The organism is Clostridium estertheticum, assembly GCF_011065935.2.
Lineage (GTDB): Bacteria > Bacillota > Clostridia > Clostridiales > Clostridiaceae > Clostridium_AD > Clostridium_AD estertheticum_A.
The window spans coordinates 530,072-551,981 of sequence record NZ_JAAMNH020000001.1; the positions used below are offsets into that span (position 1 = coordinate 530,072).

Genomic DNA, 21,910 nt, shown 5'->3' on the forward strand with positions numbered 1-21,910 from the left:
GAGGGCTTGGAAGCTTTCCCGCTTCCAAGCCCTCATTATATATTGCTCTATTTTGCGCTCTGCAGAGTTTACACCAAACTTAGGTCACACCTATGTTAGTTGCTGGGTTCATTAATCCAGCAACTAACATAGGAATGATTGGATTTACGTTATCTCTTTTGAATGCTAATACGAAATTCAAATCGTTATCAAGTTGTTCTATGCTTAGCACCTTAATATCATAGGATTCATCGGGACTCTTTATGTTGTTTGTAGAATGTAGAAAGGCGATGCCCTTGCCTGAACCAACTAAAAGCAACGCTTTTTCTGCATCATTAACGTAATAGGAAGCATTTGGCGAAAATCCATTTTTCATACACAGACTGGTAGCGTAATCTACGGTAAATGGAGAAATTTTACGTTCAAGCATTATAAAATTCTCATTGGCCAATTCCTTCATATCAATAGAGTCGTACTTTGATAATCTGTGGCTTCGTGGAACTGCTATTTGTAGTTTATTTTCTTGGAGCTTTATACATTCTATATTTGGAATAGAGGCAAAACATGTATTTAATGCAAATACCACATCATATTTGTTAATTAAAAGATGATGTCTTAGTTCGGCAGGATTACCCCGCGCCAGCGAAAAATCAATACGCGGATGCTTTTGGGTTAAAGATTTTAGCGTATTATGCATGAGTTTGGTATCAAGGAAACCTTGATATCCTATGCTTAGCAATCCTATTACGGTGCCATCATCATGTTCCTGCTTCACGATGTCCCGAATATTATCACATCTTCTTATGATCTCCGTTGCTTCAGGCAAAAAACGACTACCTTGCTCTGTCAAAGATAGAGAGTGCCTGCCACGTACGAAAAGTTGTACACCTAGCTCTTCTTCAAGGTCTAGTATTTGCCTGCTTAAAGTTGGTTGTGTTACATATAGGTGCTCGGATGCTTTCGTAAAACTTGAATATTCCGCTATAGAAATAAAATATCTCATACTAAGTAAATTCATGTGGGATCCCCTCTCAGTATTAAAAAACACTGGTTTTATTGGCAATTAGTCTGGGCAAATTTAAAAAGAGTATTAGATACATATTTTAATTGTATCTAATTTTCGTCAACAAGTAAACAGACATATCGACTATGATGTATACAAAGATAAACAAAAAATAATGTGTCCAAATATAAATTGTAACTTTCACGGTGAGATGGGTATCCCCGCTTACACTGTAGATGAAGCTATAGTGTAAACGGCTTCTTTTTTCGTGAGGCACTGTCGGGCGATATACTTATTTTGTATGGTTGTTTGAATGCGTATACTTATCAGGCATTTCATTTTTGGGAGGGCGTTGGTTATAATAAGTACATACAAATTGACGGAATTACCGATCATTTGATTTGACTATGAGGAGATGAATTCAACATGCTTATTAAAAAACTCATGCACGTCTGCATAGCCGTGCCGGACCTTAACGAAGCGCTCAAGTTCTATCGGGACGTGTTGGGATTTCAATCTGTTTTTCAAACAGAAAATGACAAAGCTGATGGGAAACTCTTGGGATTTGACACGGAAGAGATAGGCCTTCGTGCCCATCACTTACTGTCAGTAGGCGCACAGCCCGATCAAGCGACTGAAATAAACATCATTGAATATACCAACCCAAAGATGATCATCGGTGAAGGTCCTTATAACCAGATGAACCATGTGGGGATAACCCGCCTAGCTTTACTTGTTGACAATGTGGACGAAGCATTAAATGAAATCCGAAATTTTAAGGGCGTTGAAATCGTCTGCGAGACGAAGGACATTCTTATTGTTGAGCCTGAGGTTACCATTACAGCAACGTGGTGTAGTTTCAAAGATCCTTTCGGGATATTTATAACGTTGTCTCAGCCCCCTAAGGTAGAACCCAAAACAGTAAAATAGCCAATGGCATCAAAAAAATCAAGTAACTAAGGAGAGATATTATTATGGAAAAATACATTACAAGACTGTTTCACGTTTGCATTACGGTGGAGGATATCGAAGAAGCGCTTAAATTTTATTGCGACGTACTGGGGCTCGAGTCTATTGGAAGTCTGAGGAACGAGAAGGCCGATGGCGCGGTGCTTGGTTTCCCGGGGCAGGAAATTGAAATTAACGCAGACCATCTGGTTGGTACTACGAAGGAAAATGCTACTGTCATCGACCTGATTGAGTATATCACCCCTAAGACCGTATATGGTGACGGACCTATCAAGGAAATGAACCGTGTAGGCCTTACCCGTATGGCTTTTGGTGTGGATAACATTGATGAAATTTACCAAAAACTTTTGAAGCGCGGAGATATTGAATTTTTCTGCGAGCCTATAAAATTAAACGCCGTTGATGGAGGCTGGCTAAAGGTCGTGACTTTTAGGGATCCATTCGGTATTACTATGGAGTTCATTGAAAGCGGGCATTAATTTTAGTAGGATTCAAATGAGGAACCAATTCAGAAAAAAAGCCATTTGGCATTGCACAATCAATGAGTAAAGCAGATTTTCAATAATGAGTAAAGGAGATTTGATTAATATGAGCAACAACGACACTACTGAGATCATCCAAATCATCAACCTCTACGGTCTAGCGCTGGACTCCCATTCGTGGGACCTGATGCCTGAAATATTCACGGAGGACGTTATAGCGGACTTCGGACCTGCCGGGGCTCTTTGGGTGGGCGTCGAAAAGCTCACGTACGCCTTCAAGATCTTCCACGAGACCCTCGACAACCACATGCACACGATGTATGGTCACGTGGTGCACGTGGAAGGTGACAAGGCCCATGCGTTCACATATGGCGATTGGCTGCTCGTGCGCGATTTAGCAGAGGGTGGTCCGTCCTGGTTGGGGCGTGGCTGGTATGACGATGAGCTCGTCCGCACTGAAAAAGGCTGGCGCATTAGTAAGCGCGTCTGCCGGCTGGCCTCTTGGAGCGGCAACCCGTCCGTTCCGCAACCCTCCTACGAACAACATCCGGTTATGGACACCTTCGTGGTTCGTAAGTTCCGCGAAGAGGGAAAGCTTGAGACACTGAAGGTGATCTCAGCGAAGTAGAAGCCCCCTAGTGTAGTCTATAATTATACAAATCAAGATGACGGGATTACCGATATTTTGATTTGTGAATATGATAAATAAAAGAAAAAATAAAGGAGTATTTTTATGAGTCAAGATATAAACGGACTGTTTAACGTATGCAACGGTGTGATATGGATTGTTGGAACCCAATGCAGACCTGGTGTAGATGAAGATAAATTTAACAAATGGTATGATGAAGTTCATGTCCCTATGTTACTAGAAGGCAATTTGGTTAAGAAAGTAACCCGCAACAAGATTTCAGATAAAACTTACCATGTAGCAAATGCAACCCATGAGTGTGCCAAATATCTCACTATATATGAATTTGAAAATCTAGAAGCATTTGAATCATGGATGACGGCACCAGAACGCGCCGCTGCTGGAGAGGACAAGCTGGCAACATGGGGCGATGGCGGAGGATACGAAGTCTTCTGGGCAACACGGTATGACAACATGCAAACTTGGGAAGGATAGAGCCTGCCGTATTCTTTAGCAAAAGGTAATTTGATGATGAGTGACCACATGAAGCATAATCCCTGGAATTTCTCATAGGTTTCAATTTTAATCTATGCTTAACAGTGGATTTTTATAAGTTTTAGGGCAAAGAACAGAGTATCATTTTGATGCTCTGTTCTTTGTGTAATGCCTCATTGCAACAAATATCGCAAGAATGAACGTTAGTTTCAGGCTCGAGTGGATGTACAAAATTTAAGGTATAATTGAACTTGAATTGTTACTTATAATCACATATAATTACTGTAAAAAATTGGAGTTGTTGGAGGGGTGCTTGTGAACCTGTTGACCTTGAGATAGTTCATCACACATACTTATTAAAAAACTCATGCACGTCTGCATAGCCGTGCCGGACCTTAACGAAGCATTAAAGAAAATTCGGAATTTTCTGCATTCAAAATAGAAGGAGAGGAAATCATAATGAAAAACAAGATTATGACAGCGAAGGAAGCTGTTGCTGGTATTCAGGACGGCGCAACTATCATGGTAGGAGGCTTCATGGCTTGTGGTACCCCTGAAGTCCTTATCGATGCATTGGTAGAAAAGAACGCAAAAGATCTTACCATCATATGCAACGATGTTAATTTGTACATAAATTATAAATCTGATTTGGCGTCTCGAAATCTGTTTGGGGTTATGCCGGTATATTTTTTAAATACTGTTTGAAAATGACTTTGCGAGGAAAAAGCTAGATGCAATGCAATTTCAGAAATACTTTTGTTAGTAAACTGCAGTAATCGCTGAGATTCTAAAATTTTTTTCTGCAAAATATATTGCGTTAAGGTAATACCGGTTTGTTTATGAAACTGAGTACATAAACGACAGCGTGATATTCCAAATTCGGCAGCCATTTCTTCAACTTTGATATTGTCAAACAAATTTTCGGAAACATAATTTGCACATCTTAAAAATAATTTAGAGGAGTTATTGCAATTATATTTTGCCTGTTTTGTACGTTCGGCAAAATCTAATAACATTTGCTTGATTAATGGGTATATGGATGCAGAATTGCGAAGCATTTCAAACTTTTGAATATACAAATCGGATAAATGAAATGCAGTCTGGACATTTAATCCCCCTTCGATTGAGGCCCGAGAAGCCACGGTAGCGCAACAAATTCCCATGTCCTTAAGTTGGCGCAAGGTATCATTGGCCATTGTTCCGGCCTTTATTTTTGGAAAGGCACTGAACAATTCTTTTAAGTTTTCAGGCTGACCGTTTTTTATATAGAACAATAGCATTTTTTCATTTTGATAGTTATCGACAATAAGAGTATTGGCTTCTTTTTCATCAGAAAAAAGAAATGTATTCTGTATACTGCTATTCATAATATCATGTTGATGATTCTCTGATTTGGTTTCTACAAATACGTCTTCTACAAAAAGAGGATTCTTATTGATGGCGGAAGCAATAAAGGAAAGGAGCCATCCTATACGTTCGGCAGAGATAGAGGGGGCGCACTCCAGTTTACCAATATATTCTTCCTTATATTTTTCTTTTACATCCAATAAAAATAAAAGGTTATCCATTTTATCTTTGTCTTTCGTTAAAATGGAAGATGGACCTATCACAATTCGATAATCCCCATCCAAAGAAACATAACCATAAAATTGAAACAAGTCGGTAGTAATGATACCAGCAGTTTGCTCAGACTGTAGCATATCTTTCTCATAAAGCAGAAAAGGATCAGGGTTCATGGGATATACCGAGTAGTAGTAGACTTGATTTTCTCTTTGGTAAAGTCGGACAGAAGCACTTGTGGATTTGGCAAGTGCTTTACTTAAATATTCTAATTCATTTAAATTCATGTATATTACCCCCTTTCTCAGATTCGTGCTTTTTATATAATTTATAAAACAAATCTGAAATACAAGTATAATTTTACCATATAAAATGTAATTAATCAAAAAAATATATCGCTGTAATAATGCGTAACCCAAAACGGATAGCAGAGCAGAAAAGGAGGAACAGGCTAAATGAAAAGAAAATATCATGAGGATCTTTTAGAAGCAATAAAACAAAATGAAAAAGAGGAAGTAGTAAATGGTATTAAAGTATTGGTCAAGCCTATTCCAGAAGGTGGAGAACCGGGAGATATGGATCCACGGCTTTATAAATCAATGAGGAAAGTTGCTATGTTGATAAAGTTTATGCCAAAGCCCAAAAAGAATCAAAGTGCTTTGAAAAGAATAAAGCCTATGCGAAAGATGTTTAATGAGTATAAGGGAATTCAGCTGGTTGAAGAGGGTGTTACCACACAATACTTTAATGTAAGCAGCGCAGATGGTTATCAAGTACCGGTTCGAGTGTATAAAGGAACGAACGCCGGCACAAATTTACCCATGTTTGTTTACTTTCACGGTGGTGGATTTTTTGGCGGTTCTGCCGATGTTGTAGAACAGATGTGCAAAGTTCTGGTACAAAATATTGATTGTGTAGCCTTTAATGTTGATTACCGTCTATGCCCAGAGAACCACTATCCACAGCCTTTTGATGATTGTTTCTTTGCAACAAAGTGGGCATATGATAACGCAGAAAAATTTGGTGCTGATAAAAACAAAATAGCAGTATCTGGAGACAGTGCGGGTGGGAATTTGGCAGCAGCAGTTACCTTGCGTGACAGGGAAGAAAAAACCGGAATGGTAAAACTTCAGGTCCTAATTTATCCTGCGGTCAACATTTCGGGAAATAAAACGGAATTTTATCAAGGTGTGGATTTAAGCAAATATCAGCGCAGCAAAAAGCATGGGAAGGTTTTGGATGCTACGTTGTCTATGATGAACAGTTAGTTGGAGGGTGGCGGTGACATCAGTATGCTGGAGGAGGTCTATTTGCAAGGGAACATAAATCCGGAACATATATATGCATCTCCATTATTGGATGATATGCATAATTTACCTCCTGTTTTATTGATCTTCGGAGAACATGATTTCTTAGTATTTGAAGATTTTGCTTATGCAAGAACATTTGCAAAAGCTGGTGGAAAAATAAAGACAATTGTATATCGCGGATTGGGGCATGGGTTTGCGGATCAAATCGGAGTAATACCACAGGCTGAAGATTGTATGAAAGAAATTGCTTCTTATATGAAAGAAATTTTATAGTATCAAAATTAGAAGGTAATCAGAAGCGGTAAAAAAGAGAGGGTTATTAAAAAAAGAGAGATAGAAAGAAGCTAAATATGCAATTGTTATGGCTCAAAAGAGCGCAGAAAGGAGTTTGAACATGGAAAAAGTTAATCATACGTTAAAAAGTGTTTTACCAAGAGCAAAGGAACTTGTAAAGAAGATGTCTCTTGAGGAAAAAGCTAGTCTTTGTTCTGGAAAGGATTTCTGGCATACAAAAGAAATAGAACGTCTTGGAATAAAATCAATAATGGTAACGGATGGGCCACACGGTTTACGTAAACAGGGAGGAGATTCCGATCACTTGGGTATTAATAATTCGGTATTATCTACTTGTTTCCCTACGGCTGTAGCAACAGCCTGTAGCTTTGATCGTGATTTAGTGTATGAAATGGGTATTGCACTTGGAGAGGAATGTGTACAAGAAGAGGTTGCTGTGATTCTGGGACCAGCAGCAAATATAAAGCGTAGTCCACTTTGTGGCCGTAATTTCGAATACTTTTCAGAAGATCCACTTCTGACTGGAGAAATGGCTGCGGCACTCATTGGTGGAATACAGAGTAAAAACATAGGTACCAGCCTGAAGCATTATCTTGCGAATAATCAGGAAAAAGCGCGTCTTATCTCAAATTCGGTAATTGATGAGCGTGCATTGAGAGAAATATATCTTACTGGATTTGAAATAGCTATAAAGAAAGCAGAACCTTGGACATTGATGTGTTCGTATAATAAGATTAACGATATTTATGCTTCAGGACATAAACGCCTTATGACAGACATCCCTCGTGGTGAATGGGGATTTGAGGGAGCAATAATGACGGACTGGGGAGCAATGAGTGACAGAGTTGAAGGTGTACAGGCAGGGTTAGATTTGGAGATGCCAGCTTTTGATGGAGCTACGGACCGATTGATTGTTGATATGGTTCGAGCAGGGAAATTGGATGAAAAACTTGTTGATCTTTGTGCTGTGAGAATGACGGCTATTGCACTACAGGCAGAGAAAACACAGAAAACATCATATGATGTAGAAGCACATAATGAATTGGCACGACGTATTGCACGTGAAAGTGCAGTGTTGCTAAAGTTAGGAAATGTACTGCCGGTAGATAAAAATAATAAGATAGCTTTAATAGGTGAATTTGCCAAAGTTCCTCGTTATCAAGGTGCAGGAAGCTCAAAGATATCTCCAATCAGGATTACTTCCGTAACTGATGCCTTTGATGCGGAAAATATAAGCTATTCTTTTGCACCAGGTTATTCGGTAGCCAGTGATGAACCGAATGAAGCTTTGATTAGCGAAGCAGTTGGAGTAGCAAAAGAAGCGGATGTGATATTTGCCTTTGTTGGATTACCGGATAGCTATGAAAGCGAGGGCTTTGACCGTACTCATTTAAATATGCCAAAAGCACACACTAGATTGATAGATGAACTGGTTGCTACGGGAAAAAAGATAGTAGCTGTTATAAGTTCAGGGGGAGTTGTAAATATTCCGTGGCGTGACAAAGTTGATTCAATACTTTTAATGAATCTTTCGGGACAAAACAGCGGTTACGCCGCATATGATTTGCTTTTTGGGGATTATTCTCCATGTGGTAAACTAGCAGAAACCTATCCGTTAACACTTACTGAAACTTCTAGTATTGCTCATTTTGGCACAGGAGGCAATATTGAATACCGAGAAAGTATCTATGTGGGGTATCGTTACTTTGATAAAGCACAAAAACAGGTAATGTTTCCATTTGGACACGGGCTTTCCTATACAACATTTACCTATTCGGGATTAAAGCTTAGTGCAAAAAAGATTGGAGACAGAGATACACTTCAAGTAGAGGTAGTGGTTACCAATACCGGAAAGTGTGCCGGAAAGGAAATAGTTCAGTTGTATGTTTCAGCACCAGAAAGTACTGTTTATAAATCTGTGCGTGAACTTAGAGATTTCGCAAAAGTGGAATTGCAGATGAATGAAAGTAAAACTGTTACATTTACATTGGAAAGTCGTGCATTTGCCTACTATAATGTTAATGTGAAAGACTGGTTTGTGGAAAGTGGCGATTACAAGATTGAAATTGGTGCATCCTCAAGAGATATACGATTAAATGATACGGTTACCGTTGAAAGTAAACAAGAGGGAGCCATACCTGATTATCGTACATCAGCACCTGGCTATTACAATCTTTTAAAACCAGGAATTTATGATGTTCCAAAGGAACAATTTGAGGTAGTTTTAGGAAGAAAAGTACCGGAAGAGCGTAGTCTAAGACCATTTGACATTAATTCTACTTTGGGAGATATCAGAGCTCACTGGATTGGACGTATGATGAATAAGCAAGTAGAAAAGTCTGTAATGAAGATGTTCTCAGGGGATGAAGCTAATTCAGATAACGAGGTTGTGAAGATAATACAGGCAATGATGGTAGATATGCCACTTCGTCAGTTGGGTATGATGTCACAAGGTGCGTTATCAATTAAAATTATTGATGGACTAGTAGATATAATGAATGGACATATTCTAAAGGGACTTCGTGGATTAATGAAAAAATAAAACGCAGTAGTACCTTATCCAGCATTAGGAGATTTAGTTTACTTGAGATTATTCAATTCTTAAAGTGAATTAATAAAAAGGTTAAAATTGATATGAACTATGGCTTTTTGGCAAATAGGGAAAATTAAGCGAGGAAATATAAGATGGATAATATAAAATCAGGTTTACACACGGTTGAACAGATAGCACCTAACACCTACCGAATAGATGAGAATGGTGCCGTCAATTGCTATCTTGCGGTGGGCAAAGATAGGGCATTACTCATAGACACGGGCTGCGGCATAGGAAACCTTAAAAGTACCGTGGAACAGATTACGGCCCTGCCGGTAGATGTTGTTCTAACTCATGCCCACTGTGACCATGCAGGTGGTGTGGGTTGGTATGAGCGTTTTTTTGTACACGAAGCTGACCGTGCTTTTGCATATAGAATTCTGAGCTCTCGTTTAGCAGCAAGAACTATCGTGAGAAAAACTGCCAGTAAAAGTGACTTTGCAAAACTACCCTTTAAATCAAAGCCTATGCCCATAAGCAACGGGCATATTTTTGAACTTGGTGGTAGAAGTATTAGTGTCATTCATACTCCTGGGCACACCCGAGGTTCAATAGTGCTGCTAGATGACAAACATAAAATAATGTTTACAGGTGACGATATCAATCCGTTTTTGTTGATGTGCCTTCCAGGATGTACCTCTTTGAAAGAATGGCTGACTGGTGGAGAAAAGATATTAGAATTTTCAAAGGAATATACAGCATATTATGGACATGGTGATGGAGTTCAGACGGTAGAACAAATGGAAAAAACCATAAACTACATTCGTGATATCCTCTCTAGCAAGGTAAAGAATACATTTTTTTCAAAAAATATAAATTACACTGATAATAATGGGGATATTCAAATAGTTTACGACTCCCGGAAGGTAGTTTGATTTGAAATGTGACAAGCCATAAGCAACAAAAGAAACCATAAAAGGTTCCAATACCAGGAGTATTACCATAATGAAATCGGCATAGTATGGCATATAGAGTTATACAAAATAAAGGGAGGTTAGCGGTAAAATGAAAGTATTTATGATTGGAGGAACAGGTTTACTTGGTTCAGAAGGAGCAAAAGAATTGATTCGTAGGGGACATGAGGTATCTTCAATTGCACTGCCTCCAATTCCGGAGGGCGCAAATTTACCACCAAAGATGAAATTGTCTTTTGGTAACTACATGGAATTAACAGATGCAGAAATTAGAAGCTTCATGGAGGGCTGCGAAGGTTTTGTATTTGCGGCTGGAGTAGATGAAAGGGTAGAAGGACCGGCACCAATATATGATATGTTTTACAAGTACAATATTAAACCATTGGAGAAGCTGTTAAGAATTGCTAAGGAGACCGGAGTAAAACATGTTGTTGTGCTGGGTTCATACTTCGCATATTTAAATAGAGCATGGAAAGACCAAAATCTATATGATACCCATCCTTATATAAGAAGCCGCGTAGATCAAGCCAATATGGCATTATCCTTTGCAGATGAAAATATGGATGTATCTGTTTTGGAATTGCCTTATATATTTGGCTCTCAACCAGGACGTAAGCCTGTATGGGTTTTCTTAATAGAACAGATAAGTAAAATGAAAGGCTCCACCCTCTACCCTAAAGGCGGAACAACTATGGTTACAGTTAGACAAGTCGGGCAATGTATTGCAGGAGCCCTTGAACGTGGCAAAGGTGGGAAAAATTATCCTGTAGGCTACTTTAATCTAACTTGGAAGGAAATGCTTAAAATCATTCATAAACATCTGAATGTCCCAGACAAGAGGATTATTACAATACCAAAATTTTTATATAGGCTTGGTATGAAATCTATAATAAATGAATATAAGCAAAAGCACATAGAGCCAGGACTTGATCCCATTGGTTTGGTTGAAATAATGACCAGGCAAGCGTTTATTGATAAAAAAACAATTGTAGAAGAACTGGGTGTAGAAGAGGATGATATTGATATGGCTATTGGTGAATCTGTTAGACTTTGCATGGAAGTTATAGATGGAAAGCAGCAGACAATTAGTATGAAAGGTGAGTGAAGATATTATGATAAAAAAGAAAACAGTTTTTCTTACTGGAGCGACAGGTTCTATGGGTTTTTGCGGTTTAAAAGAACTGTTGAAAGAACCATTAAAATATAACGTTGTTATCTTAGCGAGACCATCAGCGAAGAATAAGCAAATACTTAAGCAATACGAAGGACTCGACAATCTGAAAATAGTCTGGGGTGATTTGAATAACTATAATGATGTTAAGACATGTGTTAATGGTGTGGACATTATTCTTCATGTAGCTGCATTTGTATCTCCTGAGGCTGATTATAACCCGGAACAAGCTATGAAAATTAACTATGGCTCAACAGTGAATATCATTAACGCCATAAAGAAAAGCGGAAATTGTGACAACATTAAGCTTGTTTATATAGGAACGGTTGCACAGACCGGAGATAGAATGCCTCCTATTCATTGGGGGAGAGTGGGAGATCCTATAAAGCCAAGTGTTCATGACTATTATGCAGTATCAAAAATTGCAGCGGAAAGGGCTGTCATTGAATCTGGACTAAAGTATTGGGTTTCTCTAAGACAGACAGGAATCATCTCACAACATATGTTAGATATAAAAGACGGTATCACGTTCCACAATTGCCTGGACAATGTTCTTGAATATGTGAGTGATCACGACTCAGGTGTTCTTCTAAAAAATGCTTGTGAGGATCTGCCGGAAGATTTCTGGGGTCATATATACAACATTGGCGGAGGGGAAAAGGCAAGACTAGGCACATATCAAATGTTTAAGGACTTATTTGAAGTGATGGGACTTACTAAAATGGAGTATGCCATTGACGCAAACTGGTTTGCCACAAGAAATTTCCATGGGCAATACTATTTGGATTCGGATAAACTGGAGAACTATTTACACTTCAGAAGCCAAGGTGCAGAATATTACATTGATCTTTACAAGAAAAACAATGAAAGTGCCATTAGGGCGGCTAAAATAATTACAAAGTTCCCAGGTGGACAAAAGCTTATTGGTAATAGTGTAAGAAAGCAGTTTGAGAAAATAGCAAGAACAGAGCATGGCCCACTTTTCTGGGTAGAAAACAACAAGCTTGAGTACATTGAGACCTTCTTTATCTCCAAGGAGGCAAGAGATGCTATTTCACCAAGTATAAAGGATTTTAAGCCGTATTCAAATTATGACAGAGTAGTTCATATCGATCACGGTTATGATGAAACAAAGCCTGAGAGCAAGCTTGATATTGAAGATTTAAAAAAAGCAGCAGCTTTCCGTGGGGGCAAATGCATGTCTGATAATATGACAATGGGAGATATGAGGACAAAGCTCGGTTTCAAGTGTGCTTTCGGTCATGCCTTTGATGCAAGTCCAAGGCTTATATTGGAAGGCGGCCATTGGTGTCCTCAGTGTGAGCGTGAAAGCTGGAACTACCATGAAATTGCAAAAACAAGTGAGTTTTTTGCTCAAGTATGGTATACGCTTCATAGTAAAAATGAACCAAGTAAGGTTTATCCAAAGAAGGTTAATGAACTCGACTATATTTAAATTAAGAATGTGAAAATTTTTTATGTATATTAGGCAATAGTTGAACAGGTTCATGAGTTAGCTGAACATGTTTTCAATATACGTATTTCTTGCTATGGCGTGACATTGCTTGTTTTGATAAAATTAACAAAATAAATAAATATGGTATATATGATCGTTTGAAAAACAGCTTATTAAAGAAAGAAAGCGCAAAACATCTCCTTAAACACAGCAAAAATTGCATATTAAGCTTCCAAAAATTGTGTTATATTATAGCAAATGTATTTTATAAAAGGAGTTTTGGTGGGGAATTTACAAGCCATGCCATTCTATCTGACTGATGAAGACTCCTAGTTATAAGCATAAACTCCATGTTGAAAACGTTTAAAAAGGAGGGATAAATGTTTAAATAAATGAGCGATTCCTGACCCAGATTACCAGCAAAGCAACTGCCACGGATATTGAGAATTTAATGATAATGAATTATGTGTATGCTGTTACTGATTACTATAACAAATTAATATTAATAGAGAGAAATGACCTTGAAACAACTATTAATAATAAATAAAATATTTTCGAAAAATTATAAAATATTAACAAACTTATATTTTATTACACAGTTTGAAAAGTTACAAACTAACTCAATAGGGGGGGAAATATTATGGAAACAATTAAAACACCTTTTCCGCGATTAGCTGCGGGTATCGTAATTGGTTTTGGGCTGATGATTATGGGGTTCCTGACCACTGGTGCACTATTGGTGCCACTCAAGGTTATGGCTATCGCTCCTAATGGTTACGCCTCATCCTATGGTCTGGTGGCAGGTGTAAGCGCAATTTTTGCTTTAATCGGTAACCCGATTGGTGGTGCCATCAGCGACCGAAGCACTGTGGCTTTTGGAAGACGCCGTCTTTGGATTTTACTGGGTTCGTTGATTGGCTCATTATGCATCATGTTCATTTTATTTTCGAAAACGATTTTAGGCGTTGTGATAGGATGGTCAGCAGCACAGTTTTTCTTTAATTTTACCTGGGCGGCTTATACAGCTTTGATTCCCGATCAGGTTGAGGAATCCAAACGCGGTACAATGTCGGGTATATTTGGCATTATTATGCCTGCTTTTATGACTGTAGGAATGATATTGATTAATGTCATTGTCCATGCTACCGATGCAGTTAAGTTCACCACGTTCGCATGTATTAGCATTATCGGACCAATCATCAGCTTGTTTATTATAAAAGAAGGCAAGGTGGAATTCGTCAAAAAGAGCGATAATATATCCTTTGGTAAAAAGATCAGCAAGGTTTTCCCAAGTCCTAAAAAATATCCTGAGTTTACATGGGCTTTGTTCTCAAAGTTCCTTCTGATGATGGGCTATTGCAGTATGTTTTATATAACAGTTATGCTGGGTGGCCGTATGCATATGGATCCAGCACAGATAACATCCACTTACTCCATAATCATGATTTTGGGCTTTGCTTTTACTATTATTACCAGCCTTCTGGGTGGTATTTTATCAGACAAAATCAGAAAGCAAAAAATCTTTCTTTATATTTCTACCGTGATTATCACAATCGGTATTTTGATGTTCATTATACCAAACGTTAAGGTCTTTTTTATTGCAGCTATAGTGCTTAACATAGGTGGAGGCTGTTTTATGGCTGTAGATACGGCTATGGTTGCCCGTGTATTGCCCAATAAAGAGGATACTGCCAAGGACTTTGGACTCATGAACGTTGCCAATTGTCTACCACAATCGATAGTGCCTGCAATAGGACCGTTGCTACTTTTCATTGGAGGCTGGAACTTCTTTTATATATTCCTTGCGATCATGCCGATTATAGGTATATTCACCATTATGCCTATACCGGAAGTAGGTCATAAGCTGAAGTCCGAAAGAGAAGCGGAAACAAATATCCTTGCTGGTACGGTAGTTGAAACAGAATAAGGAAGTAAGATATATGGTTCCTTCAGAAGCACAAACTACTGCTGGCGCTTACCGGAAACTTGTGGATGTTCTTGGAACCAAGTACGATGTTGTGGACCGCAAGGGAATCGACATGGTGGTCAAAAAGATTCTTCCACTCTTGAGCCCACACAGCAACTTAGTGCCATGAGGACTTCAATGGGTTGGGATAATGCAGATGGAAGGCTTGCAAATAAAAATGAAATGACAAGGAGTTCTGATTATGATAGAGGCCGACTTGAAAGCAAGACGTGAAACCTCATCTCAGAATGCTGAACAAGTTGCTACTCAAAAAAATTAAACAATTTGGTCCGTGGGGCCTTTTGCCCCACGGAGTTTTTGTATTGAAAGGGTTGATAAATAGCCCGGCAGACATAATTACGAGATACTTCCAAAATATGAGAAAATTGTGTTTGGTATGTTAGATATGATGCACGCTTTTCTTGACAGCATGGGTGTACTGCCACAGGCCGAGGACCGCGTGCTTGAGGTTATCGAATTTGTAAAAAGGACGCTGAAAGCGTAGTTTAAAGGAGTGCTGAGAATTAAAAACATAATATTGGAGGTAAAAAGGATGGTAAAAAAATTTTTATTTGATGAATTACCTGTTGTTCAGACAAAAGCAGGTCAATTAAAAGGTTATTTTTATGACGGGATTTATATTTTCAAAGGAATTCCTTATGCACAGGCAAAAAGGTTTCAGATGCCAGAGGAAGTAACTCCATGGGAAGGCATCAAGGATGCTACGTCTTATGGATATGTATGTCCACTTATGGAACAGGATCGTCCAGGTGCAGAATTGATGGTGCCACACCGTTACTGGCTTCAGGATGAAAATTGCCAGAATCTTAATATCTGGACGAAAGCTCTTGATGAGAATGCTAAAAAGCCAGTTTTAATATGGCTCCACGGTGGCGGATTCACTGCTGGATCATCCATTGAACAGGTAGCATATGACGGTTTTAATATGAGTCAACTTGGGGACGTAGTGGTAGTGAGTGTGAATCACCGTCTCAATATCCTTGGATATATGGATCTTTCACCTTTTAGAGAGAAATATAAAAATTCCCAGAATTCCGGTCATGCTGATCTTGTAGCATCTTTGAAATGGGTTCACGAAAACATAGCCCAATTTGGCGGAGACCCTGAAAATGTTACACTGTTCGGACAGTCTGGCGGCGGTATGAAAATTACCGGTCTGATGCAGATACCGGATGCGGATGGACTCTTCCATAAGGGAATTGTTATGAGCGGAATTGACGATGGTAAGCTGATGCCTCAACCACATGGAGATGGAAGAATGATTGTAACAGCCATGTTGGAAGAAATGGGGCTTTCAGAAAATGAAGTGGAAGCTCTAGAAACACTTCCTTACCATGAACTGGTAAAAACTTATGGCAAGGTATGTCCGATGGTTATGCAAAAGGGCGGCTATATGGGCTGTGCGCCAATGAAAAATGATTATTATTATGGAGAGCCTCTCATACATGGATTTACAGAACATGCAAAAACAATTCCACTGATGGTAGGCTCTGTATTTGGTGAGTTTGCATTTAAACCAATGCCTTTTAATAAATATGAGCTTTCTGATGAGGAGGAAAAAGCAATCCTTGGTCAGCGTTATGGCCAGCATGCACAGGAGCTTACAGATTTGTTTGTCAAAGCTTATCCTGACAAGAAAGCAGTTGATTTATTGACGCTTGACAGGATTTTCCGTATGCCTTCCAAGGCACTGGCAAAACTGCAGGCAGAAGGAGGAAAGGCTCCTGCGTACCTGTATCATTTCACTCTGGAATTTCCTTATGCGTATGGAAAGGCAGCTTGGCATTGTTCAGACATTCCTTTTGTCTTCCATAATTCAGATAAAGTTGAAATCTGTAATATTGATGGCGTTTCAGATGAACTGGAAGAAAAGATTTTCCAAGCGGTCATCCATTTTGCACATACCGGTAATCCAAATCACCCAGGGCTACCTGAGTGGCAAGCTGTGAAACCAGAAGACGAGCCTACCATGATTTTTGACCGAGATTGCAAGATCTGTCATAATTATGATGATGAATTGATAAAGTTGTATGATGAAGTAAGTGGTCCTATTAGCCTTGCCGATTTATTCTCGCAGGACGTTCAGCATTAAGAAGTTAGTACATGAGGTTACATTGCTTGGGCGTTATGATCTTATAAAGGAATATGATCACGTTTATATCTCAAAGGTATTCTCTTTTTATAAGGCACCGGAAAATCTCATTGACTATAAAAATATAACAATTTCTAATAAATACAAATGAATAATTTATATTCTTCATTTTAAGCCTTTTAGTATCATACATGTATATAAAGCATCACAAAATAACAATATTATAAAAGAATAAATGACAAGAATACATTTTCTCTTAACTTAAGTGTGATGTGCTTTTATGTAAAATAGTATTTATGCATATTAGAATTATTTTTCAAAAACACATATGGACACGTCTTACCTTTGATTACCGCAACTTAGGATAGGGCACCGACAACGGTGAACCGAGTTTGGGAAAGCTTTGACCCGGAAACGGAAAATATGAAGCTACCAAAACTAAAACCCGGGCAGTAGGGGTTAAGTAGAGGGAAATTTAAAGTATTGGCTACGCTCGTAGATGCCTAGGTGTTATGGCTTTCGGACAGGGGTTCGACACCCCTCGCCTCCACCATACATAAACAACAATTTTGATACAATGGAAAACCCTTGAATTCAGGGGTTTTTGTTGTTTTTTGGGCAAAATGCAAGCTAGAATTTGAGACTGAAAGCACGAAAACTTGGATCGAATTGAAATAAATGCACACCCCCTATGAAATTTAGTGTAGGGGGTGTGCATTTTTAGTAGGGGGTGTGCACTTTTTAGCGGAAATAGAAAGCTAGTGTTTTAGGGACTTTGAGTATAATTACGAAATAAATGCAGCAATTCTCTCACCAATCATTATCTGATAGAAAATTTAGCCTACTCAACATTGTTTTCTGTTATTGTTGATCTTTTCATACTGTAGTGAGTAGTTTTGCGAGTCGCATTATCATCAACTACCTGAATATTGCTGCGTCTTGTTTTTTTCAACTGAACTTTATCAAATAATTCCTGTGAAATAATAGGAAAGTGGCAGTCTATTGCTAAATATTTCTGGAAGTCACCTTTGTTGATTATTCTTTTATTGTTAGGATATTCAAGGCCGTAAGTTTTCCAACCACCACATTGCCCGTGTATTTTTCATTTGACAGCATTGTATCAATTGTACGCTTAGCCCAATGTTCTTTGCCTGTTGGAGACTTTATACATTTTTCTTCAAGGTAACGAATTATTGCTAGAATGCTATATCCATTAAGATATAACTCATAAATTTTTTGTACTACTTTGGATTGATCTTCATCTATAACAATATTTCCATCAGAAGCATTAATATAGCCATAACACTTGCGATTATAAAATTTTGAGTTTCCGGTCTCAAAGCCACGCTGAATACCCCACCTAATATTTTGGCTTCTTGATTCACTATCAGCTTGTGCCACTGCGTTGAGAATGGATAATAGAAAAGTCTTACTTGTCTCTGAAATATTAATGTTTTCAACCTCAAAGTGCACATCAATAAGTAGGCTATGCAATTTATTTATCACATCTAGTGTATCCACTGTATTGCGTCCAAAGCGACTTACTGATTTGGTAATTATTAAGTCAATTTTGTGGTCATAGCAATCTGAGAGCATTCTTTGGAATTCTACCCTGTCGGTAGTATTTTTCCCGGATTTAATATCTGCATATATATCAACCAGTTCCCAATCAAGGTGCCGCTTAACCATCTGCTTATATTGGTGGATTTGGTTGTTAAGGCTTTCTATTTGATCAGCATGCGCCGTGCTGACTCTGCAGTATATTGCTACCTTTACTTTTAGCATGAGAGGTATTCTCTCAATTTTTGTGACTTTTCTTTCATTACTAATAATCGCATCATTCCTTTAAAAGAATTGAAAAGATAAAATTTTCCTACTCACATGTATCTCATATGAAAATTTCATCCAATATAATGATTATTGCCAAAATGTATTAAAATAATTAGCCTAACCATCTCACTTCGGAATTAGATTTATATTTAGGCTATGTTAAAGAGTAGTGATGAAAATCATACACACCAATTATAGCCAATATTATCCTTTTGTTGTATAATGGTGTTAATTCAGACTTGTAAAAAAAGACGAAGTGGAGATAATATGCAACAAATAGTAATTTGAAGGGGTGTTGTTATGGGAGAATTATCAAAACTATCTAATATTGGAAAAGAAGTTGAAAGTCAGTTAAATATAATAGGTATATTTACTTATGATCAATTAAAAGATATTGGCACAGAACAAGCGTGGCTGAAAATACAAGAAGTTGATGCTTCTGCGTGTATTCATAGATTATTAGCACTGGAAGGTGCAATTCAAGGGGTTAGGAAAACAGCCTTACCACAGGAACGAAAAGCAGAACTAAAAGATTTTTATAATTGGCATAAATGTAAATAGTAATTTGTCATTGAGTTAAACATAAATTTCTTACAGTGCAATGTATCATAATAAACAATTTGTAAAAAATTCTAAAAATTGCAACTCGATCAGTGTCATTGATGTGCCAACTGTGTGTTGGACTAGATGTGGTAATTTTATATATGATATAGTATGATTTATAAAAAATATAACTGAAAAAGAGGTATAAATTATGATAAAACCAATTATAAAAGACATATTGTTTTTAGAACAAAAATCAGAAGATGCAACTAAAAATGATATAGCAGTAATTGATGATTTAGTAGATACATTAAGAGCAAACTTAGAGTATTGTGTTGGATTGGCTGGGAACATGATTGGAGTAAAAAAACGTATATTGGTATTTACTGTAGTCAACCTTATTATACCTATGATAAATCCAGTTATATTAAAGAAAGAAAAGCTTTATGAAACAGAAGAGAGTTGTTTATCTTTAATTGGCTTTAGAAAAACAAATAGATATGAAAAGATAGAAGTGGAGTATCTTGATAGAAATTTTAAGAAGCAAAAGCAAGTGTTTACTGGATTTATAGCACAAATAATTCAACATGAAATGGATCATTTTGAAGGTATAATAATCTAATTGAATAATTAAAATATGAAGTAATTATTAGCCTAGAGGTCATTGAGAACCATGTGAGTTTGATAAGTGAGGTTTTCCTCTGATCATTAATTAATAATGATTAGGGCTACTGTTATTTAGAAACATAGTATATACTTGATTTGAAGAGAAATAGGTATTTTAAAAAAGAAAGAGAGTGAAAAGAATGGAAAAATTTTTTAAAGCAATAGAGGAAAAGATAAGAAAGTCAGGATATCCTGGAGAAGTCAGTGGCGAAGAAATCTACGCTGAAATAAGTGATGAGGCCGAGGATCAAGAAGAAGGAAGTTACTTATTCATGAAGAAGCAAAATGATAATATCATGTTCGAGTACAGAGTGGATATTTTAGAGGACAATATTAATTTAGCAACCCTCACGATACATACATCAGAGAGAAATTACTTTATTGATTTTGATGCTGAGTAGATAGACGTATTGGGGATGAAGTATGTTACTGGTAAAATAAAATTGGATTTTAAGAATTTTTGTGATTTTTTAATTAAGAAATAAATTTGTTGATAATAACTATGGTGTGATTACACTGGAAGGAAACTTATTTCCAGTTAGAAAGCCTAGCGACAGGTATAGAAATAATAATATTGAAGCAATAACAAAAAGAAATTCTGAAATTTTTGCATAAATTTAAAGACAAATTCCAATTTGTAGAGCTGAATTAACATGATTTTAGACGCAATTATTTCACATTTTTCATATATTAAGTAATAAAGGCAGCCTTGAGAGGTTGCCTTTCAATTTCAACATTATTCTTAAACAGAGCCTTTATTTAACATAAAAACCTTTGATTTTAAAGAGTCATCATAAAAAATGGCTGGGTGGAAGATGACCTGGCGATGGATAATATATCATTGCTACATTCAAAACTTACCAGCGATGAGATAATAAACTATTTTGAAGTAAGCGCCGATTCGATTGACAGCGTTCTGGATATCTTTGTGCGCGTTAATTCCGGCGGTACGGTCTTATCTAAGAGTGACCTTTTGTTTTCAACTATTATTTCTCACTGGGATAAGGCAAGAGACGAAATCGATAAACTGCTAGCTGAAATAAATAAGATCGGAGAAGGATATAAATTTACAAATGATTTTGTAATGCGTACTTGCCTCTATCTATTAGATATGTCTGTAACTTTAAAAGTTGAGACCTTCAAAAGGGATAGCGTATTAAAAATAAAAGATAATTGGGCAGCAATCAGTACCTCTGTAAAAGATACTGTACATTTGTTAAATGAATTTGGATTTAACTCTAATAACATAATTTCTTATGTTGCAATAACGCCTATTGTTTATTATAAGTATAAAGGCGGTGCCTTTGACACTGGCAGTAAATCAGAATTAAGAAAATATATTGTAATGGCACAAGTTAAACAGATCTTTGGTGCAGCAACTAATTCGGCTCTTGCAAATATTAGAGAAGCACTTAAGATTTCGCCATCTGATTCGTTCAAAATGAGCTACTTAACAAATGTGCGCTTTACAGGCGATAGAAGCTTGCGGTATACAGCGGATGAGATCGATGCGTTGTTTGACACGTTTGGGATTGGTGCTTATACATTTATGCTTTTATCTCTGCTGTACCCGAATTTGAAATATAGTCAAAAAGGCTTCCATCAAGACCATATGCATCCACATACAGGATTTGAGGAAGAAAAGATCAAGGACCTAGTTTTACCGGATGGTATTGTTATTGATGATGACAGAAAAGTTGAATGGTGCCGTAGAAGAAATACTCTCGCAAATCTTCAATTGCTTGAAGGTAGAGAAAACGAAAGTAAAAATGCTATGCCTTTAGTGGACTGGTTAAAGATTCCGGAGAACAGTGATAATGTTAAATATCTGCCTACTTTTGTTTCTTGTGAATTAGCACATTTTGAGGAGTTCATGGAAAAAAGGCAGAAATTAATGAGTGACGCATTAAAAGCAATCCTATTGTAATTATGAACAAT

At 37.4% G+C, this 21,910-nt stretch carries 18 protein-coding genes and 1 pseudogene; 16 read left to right on the forward strand and 3 right to left on the reverse strand.

The window, feature by feature from the left end; all coding sequences use genetic code 11:
• Window positions 1-79: 79 nt before the first annotated feature.
• Window positions 80-997: a LysR family transcriptional regulator gene (locus tag G9F72_RS02480; RefSeq protein WP_164959494.1), complete on the reverse strand. Its 918-nt coding sequence runs from the start codon at window positions 995-997 to the stop codon at window positions 80-82.
• A 411-nt stretch (window positions 998-1,408) separates the two neighbouring features.
• Between G9F72_RS02480 and G9F72_RS02485 the strand changes: the two genes are divergently transcribed.
• The 5 genes from G9F72_RS02485 to G9F72_RS27505 all read left to right on the forward strand — a co-directional run bounded on the left by G9F72_RS02485 (window position 1,409) and on the right by G9F72_RS27505 (window position 4,261).
• Entirely contained in the window at window positions 1,409-1,912 is a 504-nt protein-coding gene (locus G9F72_RS02485; protein WP_164959493.1) for a VOC family protein, read from the forward strand.
• A gap of 44 nt (window positions 1,913-1,956) precedes the next feature.
• Window positions 1,957-2,430: a VOC family protein gene (locus G9F72_RS02490; protein ID WP_164959492.1), complete on the forward strand. Its 474-nt coding sequence runs from the start codon at window positions 1,957-1,959 to the stop codon at window positions 2,428-2,430.
• 85 nt (window positions 2,431-2,515) lie between these two features.
• Window positions 2,516-3,061 (forward strand): nuclear transport factor 2 family protein, encoded by a 546-nt coding sequence (locus G9F72_RS02495; protein ID WP_202054897.1) that lies wholly within the window; start codon window positions 2,516-2,518, stop codon window positions 3,059-3,061.
• 105 nt (window positions 3,062-3,166) lie between these two features.
• Window positions 3,167-3,556, forward strand: coding sequence for a DUF4286 family protein (locus G9F72_RS02500; protein WP_164959491.1), 390 nt, complete (start codon window positions 3,167-3,169; stop codon window positions 3,554-3,556).
• Window positions 3,557-4,078: 522 nt separating this feature from the next.
• On the forward strand, window positions 4,079-4,261 hold the full coding sequence (locus G9F72_RS27505) for a CoA-transferase (protein WP_411955946.1): 183 nt from the start codon (window positions 4,079-4,081) through the stop codon (window positions 4,259-4,261).
• Here the strand turns inward: G9F72_RS27505 and G9F72_RS02510 are convergent.
• Entirely contained in the window at window positions 4,192-5,403 is a 1,212-nt protein-coding gene (locus G9F72_RS02510; RefSeq protein ID WP_164959489.1) for an AraC family transcriptional regulator, read from the reverse strand. The genes G9F72_RS27505 and G9F72_RS02510 overlap by 70 nt on opposite strands.
• 399 nt (window positions 5,404-5,802) lie before the next feature.
• Between G9F72_RS02510 and G9F72_RS02515 the strand changes: the two are divergent.
• The 7 genes and pseudogenes from G9F72_RS02515 (at window position 5,803) to G9F72_RS02545 (ending at window position 16,933) form a co-directional block, all read left to right on the forward strand.
• Window positions 5,803-6,699: pseudogene (locus G9F72_RS02515) on the forward strand (alpha/beta hydrolase).
• A 271-nt stretch (window positions 6,700-6,970) separates the two neighbouring features.
• Entirely contained in the window at window positions 6,971-9,262 is a 2,292-nt protein-coding gene (locus G9F72_RS02520) for a glycoside hydrolase family 3 C-terminal domain-containing protein (protein WP_224676259.1), read from the forward strand.
• 143 nt (window positions 9,263-9,405) lie between these two features.
• Entirely contained in the window at window positions 9,406-10,188 is a 783-nt protein-coding gene (locus tag G9F72_RS02525; protein ID WP_164959485.1) for an MBL fold metallo-hydrolase, read from the forward strand.
• A gap of 130 nt (window positions 10,189-10,318) precedes the next feature.
• A complete protein-coding gene (locus tag G9F72_RS02530) occupies window positions 10,319-11,332 on the forward strand; it encodes an NAD-dependent epimerase/dehydratase family protein (protein ID WP_164959484.1) in 1,014 nt (337 codons plus the stop codon).
• 7 nt (window positions 11,333-11,339) lie between these two features.
• Window positions 11,340-12,854 carry an NAD-dependent epimerase/dehydratase family protein gene (locus tag G9F72_RS02535; RefSeq protein WP_164959483.1) on the forward strand — a complete coding sequence of 505 codons (1,515 nt, stop codon included), beginning with the start codon at window positions 11,340-11,342 and terminating at the stop codon, window positions 12,852-12,854.
• A 640-nt stretch (window positions 12,855-13,494) separates the two neighbouring features.
• Window positions 13,495-14,781 carry an MFS transporter gene (locus tag G9F72_RS02540; protein ID WP_164959482.1) on the forward strand — a complete coding sequence of 429 codons (1,287 nt, stop codon included), beginning with the start codon at window positions 13,495-13,497 and terminating at the stop codon, window positions 14,779-14,781.
• 592 nt (window positions 14,782-15,373) lie between these two features.
• Entirely contained in the window at window positions 15,374-16,933 is a 1,560-nt protein-coding gene (locus G9F72_RS02545; RefSeq protein WP_164959481.1) for a carboxylesterase/lipase family protein, read from the forward strand.
• A gap of 1,035 nt (window positions 16,934-17,968) precedes the next feature.
• Here the strand turns inward: G9F72_RS02545 and G9F72_RS02550 are convergent.
• Window positions 17,969-18,718: a recombinase family protein gene (locus G9F72_RS02550; protein ID WP_224675930.1), complete on the reverse strand. Its 750-nt coding sequence runs from the start codon at window positions 18,716-18,718 to the stop codon at window positions 17,969-17,971.
• Between the two features lie 345 nt (window positions 18,719-19,063).
• On the opposite strand from G9F72_RS02550, the gene G9F72_RS02555 reads away from it, so the two are divergent.
• The 4 genes from G9F72_RS02555 to G9F72_RS02570 all read left to right on the forward strand — a co-directional run bounded on the left by G9F72_RS02555 (window position 19,064) and on the right by G9F72_RS02570 (window position 21,899).
• Window positions 19,064-19,324, forward strand: coding sequence for a TfoX/Sxy family protein (locus G9F72_RS02555; protein WP_164959480.1), 261 nt, complete (start codon window positions 19,064-19,066; stop codon window positions 19,322-19,324).
• Between the two features lie 193 nt (window positions 19,325-19,517).
• A complete protein-coding gene (locus tag G9F72_RS02560) occupies window positions 19,518-19,928 on the forward strand; it encodes a peptide deformylase (protein ID WP_164959479.1) in 411 nt (136 codons plus the stop codon).
• Between the two features lie 184 nt (window positions 19,929-20,112).
• A complete protein-coding gene (locus tag G9F72_RS02565; protein ID WP_164959478.1) occupies window positions 20,113-20,373 on the forward strand; it encodes a hypothetical protein in 261 nt (86 codons plus the stop codon).
• A gap of 527 nt (window positions 20,374-20,900) precedes the next feature.
• Window positions 20,901-21,899, forward strand: a complete 999-nt coding sequence (locus tag G9F72_RS02570) for a hypothetical protein (RefSeq protein WP_202054896.1) — start codon at window positions 20,901-20,903, stop codon at window positions 21,897-21,899.
• Window positions 21,900-21,910 lie beyond the last annotated feature (11 nt).

Excerpts from the sequence above, each read along its gene's own strand:
- G9F72_RS02480 (WP_164959494.1), bottom strand. The coding sequence starts at position 997 with ATGAATTTACTTAGTATGAGATATTTTATTTCTATAGCGGAATATTCA.
- G9F72_RS02485 (WP_164959493.1), top strand. The coding sequence starts at position 1,409 with ATGCTTATTAAAAAACTCATGCACGTCTGCATAGCCGTGCCGGACCTT.
- G9F72_RS02490 (WP_164959492.1), top strand. The coding sequence starts at position 1,957 with ATGGAAAAATACATTACAAGACTGTTTCACGTTTGCATTACGGTGGAG.
- G9F72_RS02495 (WP_202054897.1), top strand. The coding sequence starts at position 2,516 with ATGAGTAAAGGAGATTTGATTAATATGAGCAACAACGACACTACTGAG.
- G9F72_RS02500 (WP_164959491.1), top strand. The coding sequence starts at position 3,167 with ATGAGTCAAGATATAAACGGACTGTTTAACGTATGCAACGGTGTGATA.
- G9F72_RS27505 (WP_411955946.1), top strand. The coding sequence starts at position 4,079 with ATGGTAGGAGGCTTCATGGCTTGTGGTACCCCTGAAGTCCTTATCGAT.
- G9F72_RS02510 (WP_164959489.1), bottom strand. The coding sequence starts at position 5,403 with ATGAATTTAAATGAATTAGAATATTTAAGTAAAGCACTTGCCAAATCC.
- G9F72_RS02520 (WP_224676259.1), top strand. The coding sequence starts at position 6,971 with ATGGTAACGGATGGGCCACACGGTTTACGTAAACAGGGAGGAGATTCC.
- G9F72_RS02525 (WP_164959485.1), top strand. The coding sequence starts at position 9,406 with ATGGATAATATAAAATCAGGTTTACACACGGTTGAACAGATAGCACCT.
- G9F72_RS02530 (WP_164959484.1), top strand. The coding sequence starts at position 10,319 with ATGAAAGTATTTATGATTGGAGGAACAGGTTTACTTGGTTCAGAAGGA.
- G9F72_RS02535 (WP_164959483.1), top strand. The coding sequence starts at position 11,340 with ATGATAAAAAAGAAAACAGTTTTTCTTACTGGAGCGACAGGTTCTATG.
- G9F72_RS02540 (WP_164959482.1), top strand. The coding sequence starts at position 13,495 with ATGGAAACAATTAAAACACCTTTTCCGCGATTAGCTGCGGGTATCGTA.
- G9F72_RS02545 (WP_164959481.1), top strand. The coding sequence starts at position 15,374 with ATGGTAAAAAAATTTTTATTTGATGAATTACCTGTTGTTCAGACAAAA.
- G9F72_RS02550 (WP_224675930.1), bottom strand. The coding sequence starts at position 18,718 with ATGCTAAAAGTAAAGGTAGCAATATACTGCAGAGTCAGCACGGCGCAT.
- G9F72_RS02555 (WP_164959480.1), top strand. The coding sequence starts at position 19,064 with ATGGGAGAATTATCAAAACTATCTAATATTGGAAAAGAAGTTGAAAGT.
- G9F72_RS02560 (WP_164959479.1), top strand. The coding sequence starts at position 19,518 with ATGATAAAACCAATTATAAAAGACATATTGTTTTTAGAACAAAAATCA.
- G9F72_RS02565 (WP_164959478.1), top strand. The coding sequence starts at position 20,113 with ATGGAAAAATTTTTTAAAGCAATAGAGGAAAAGATAAGAAAGTCAGGA.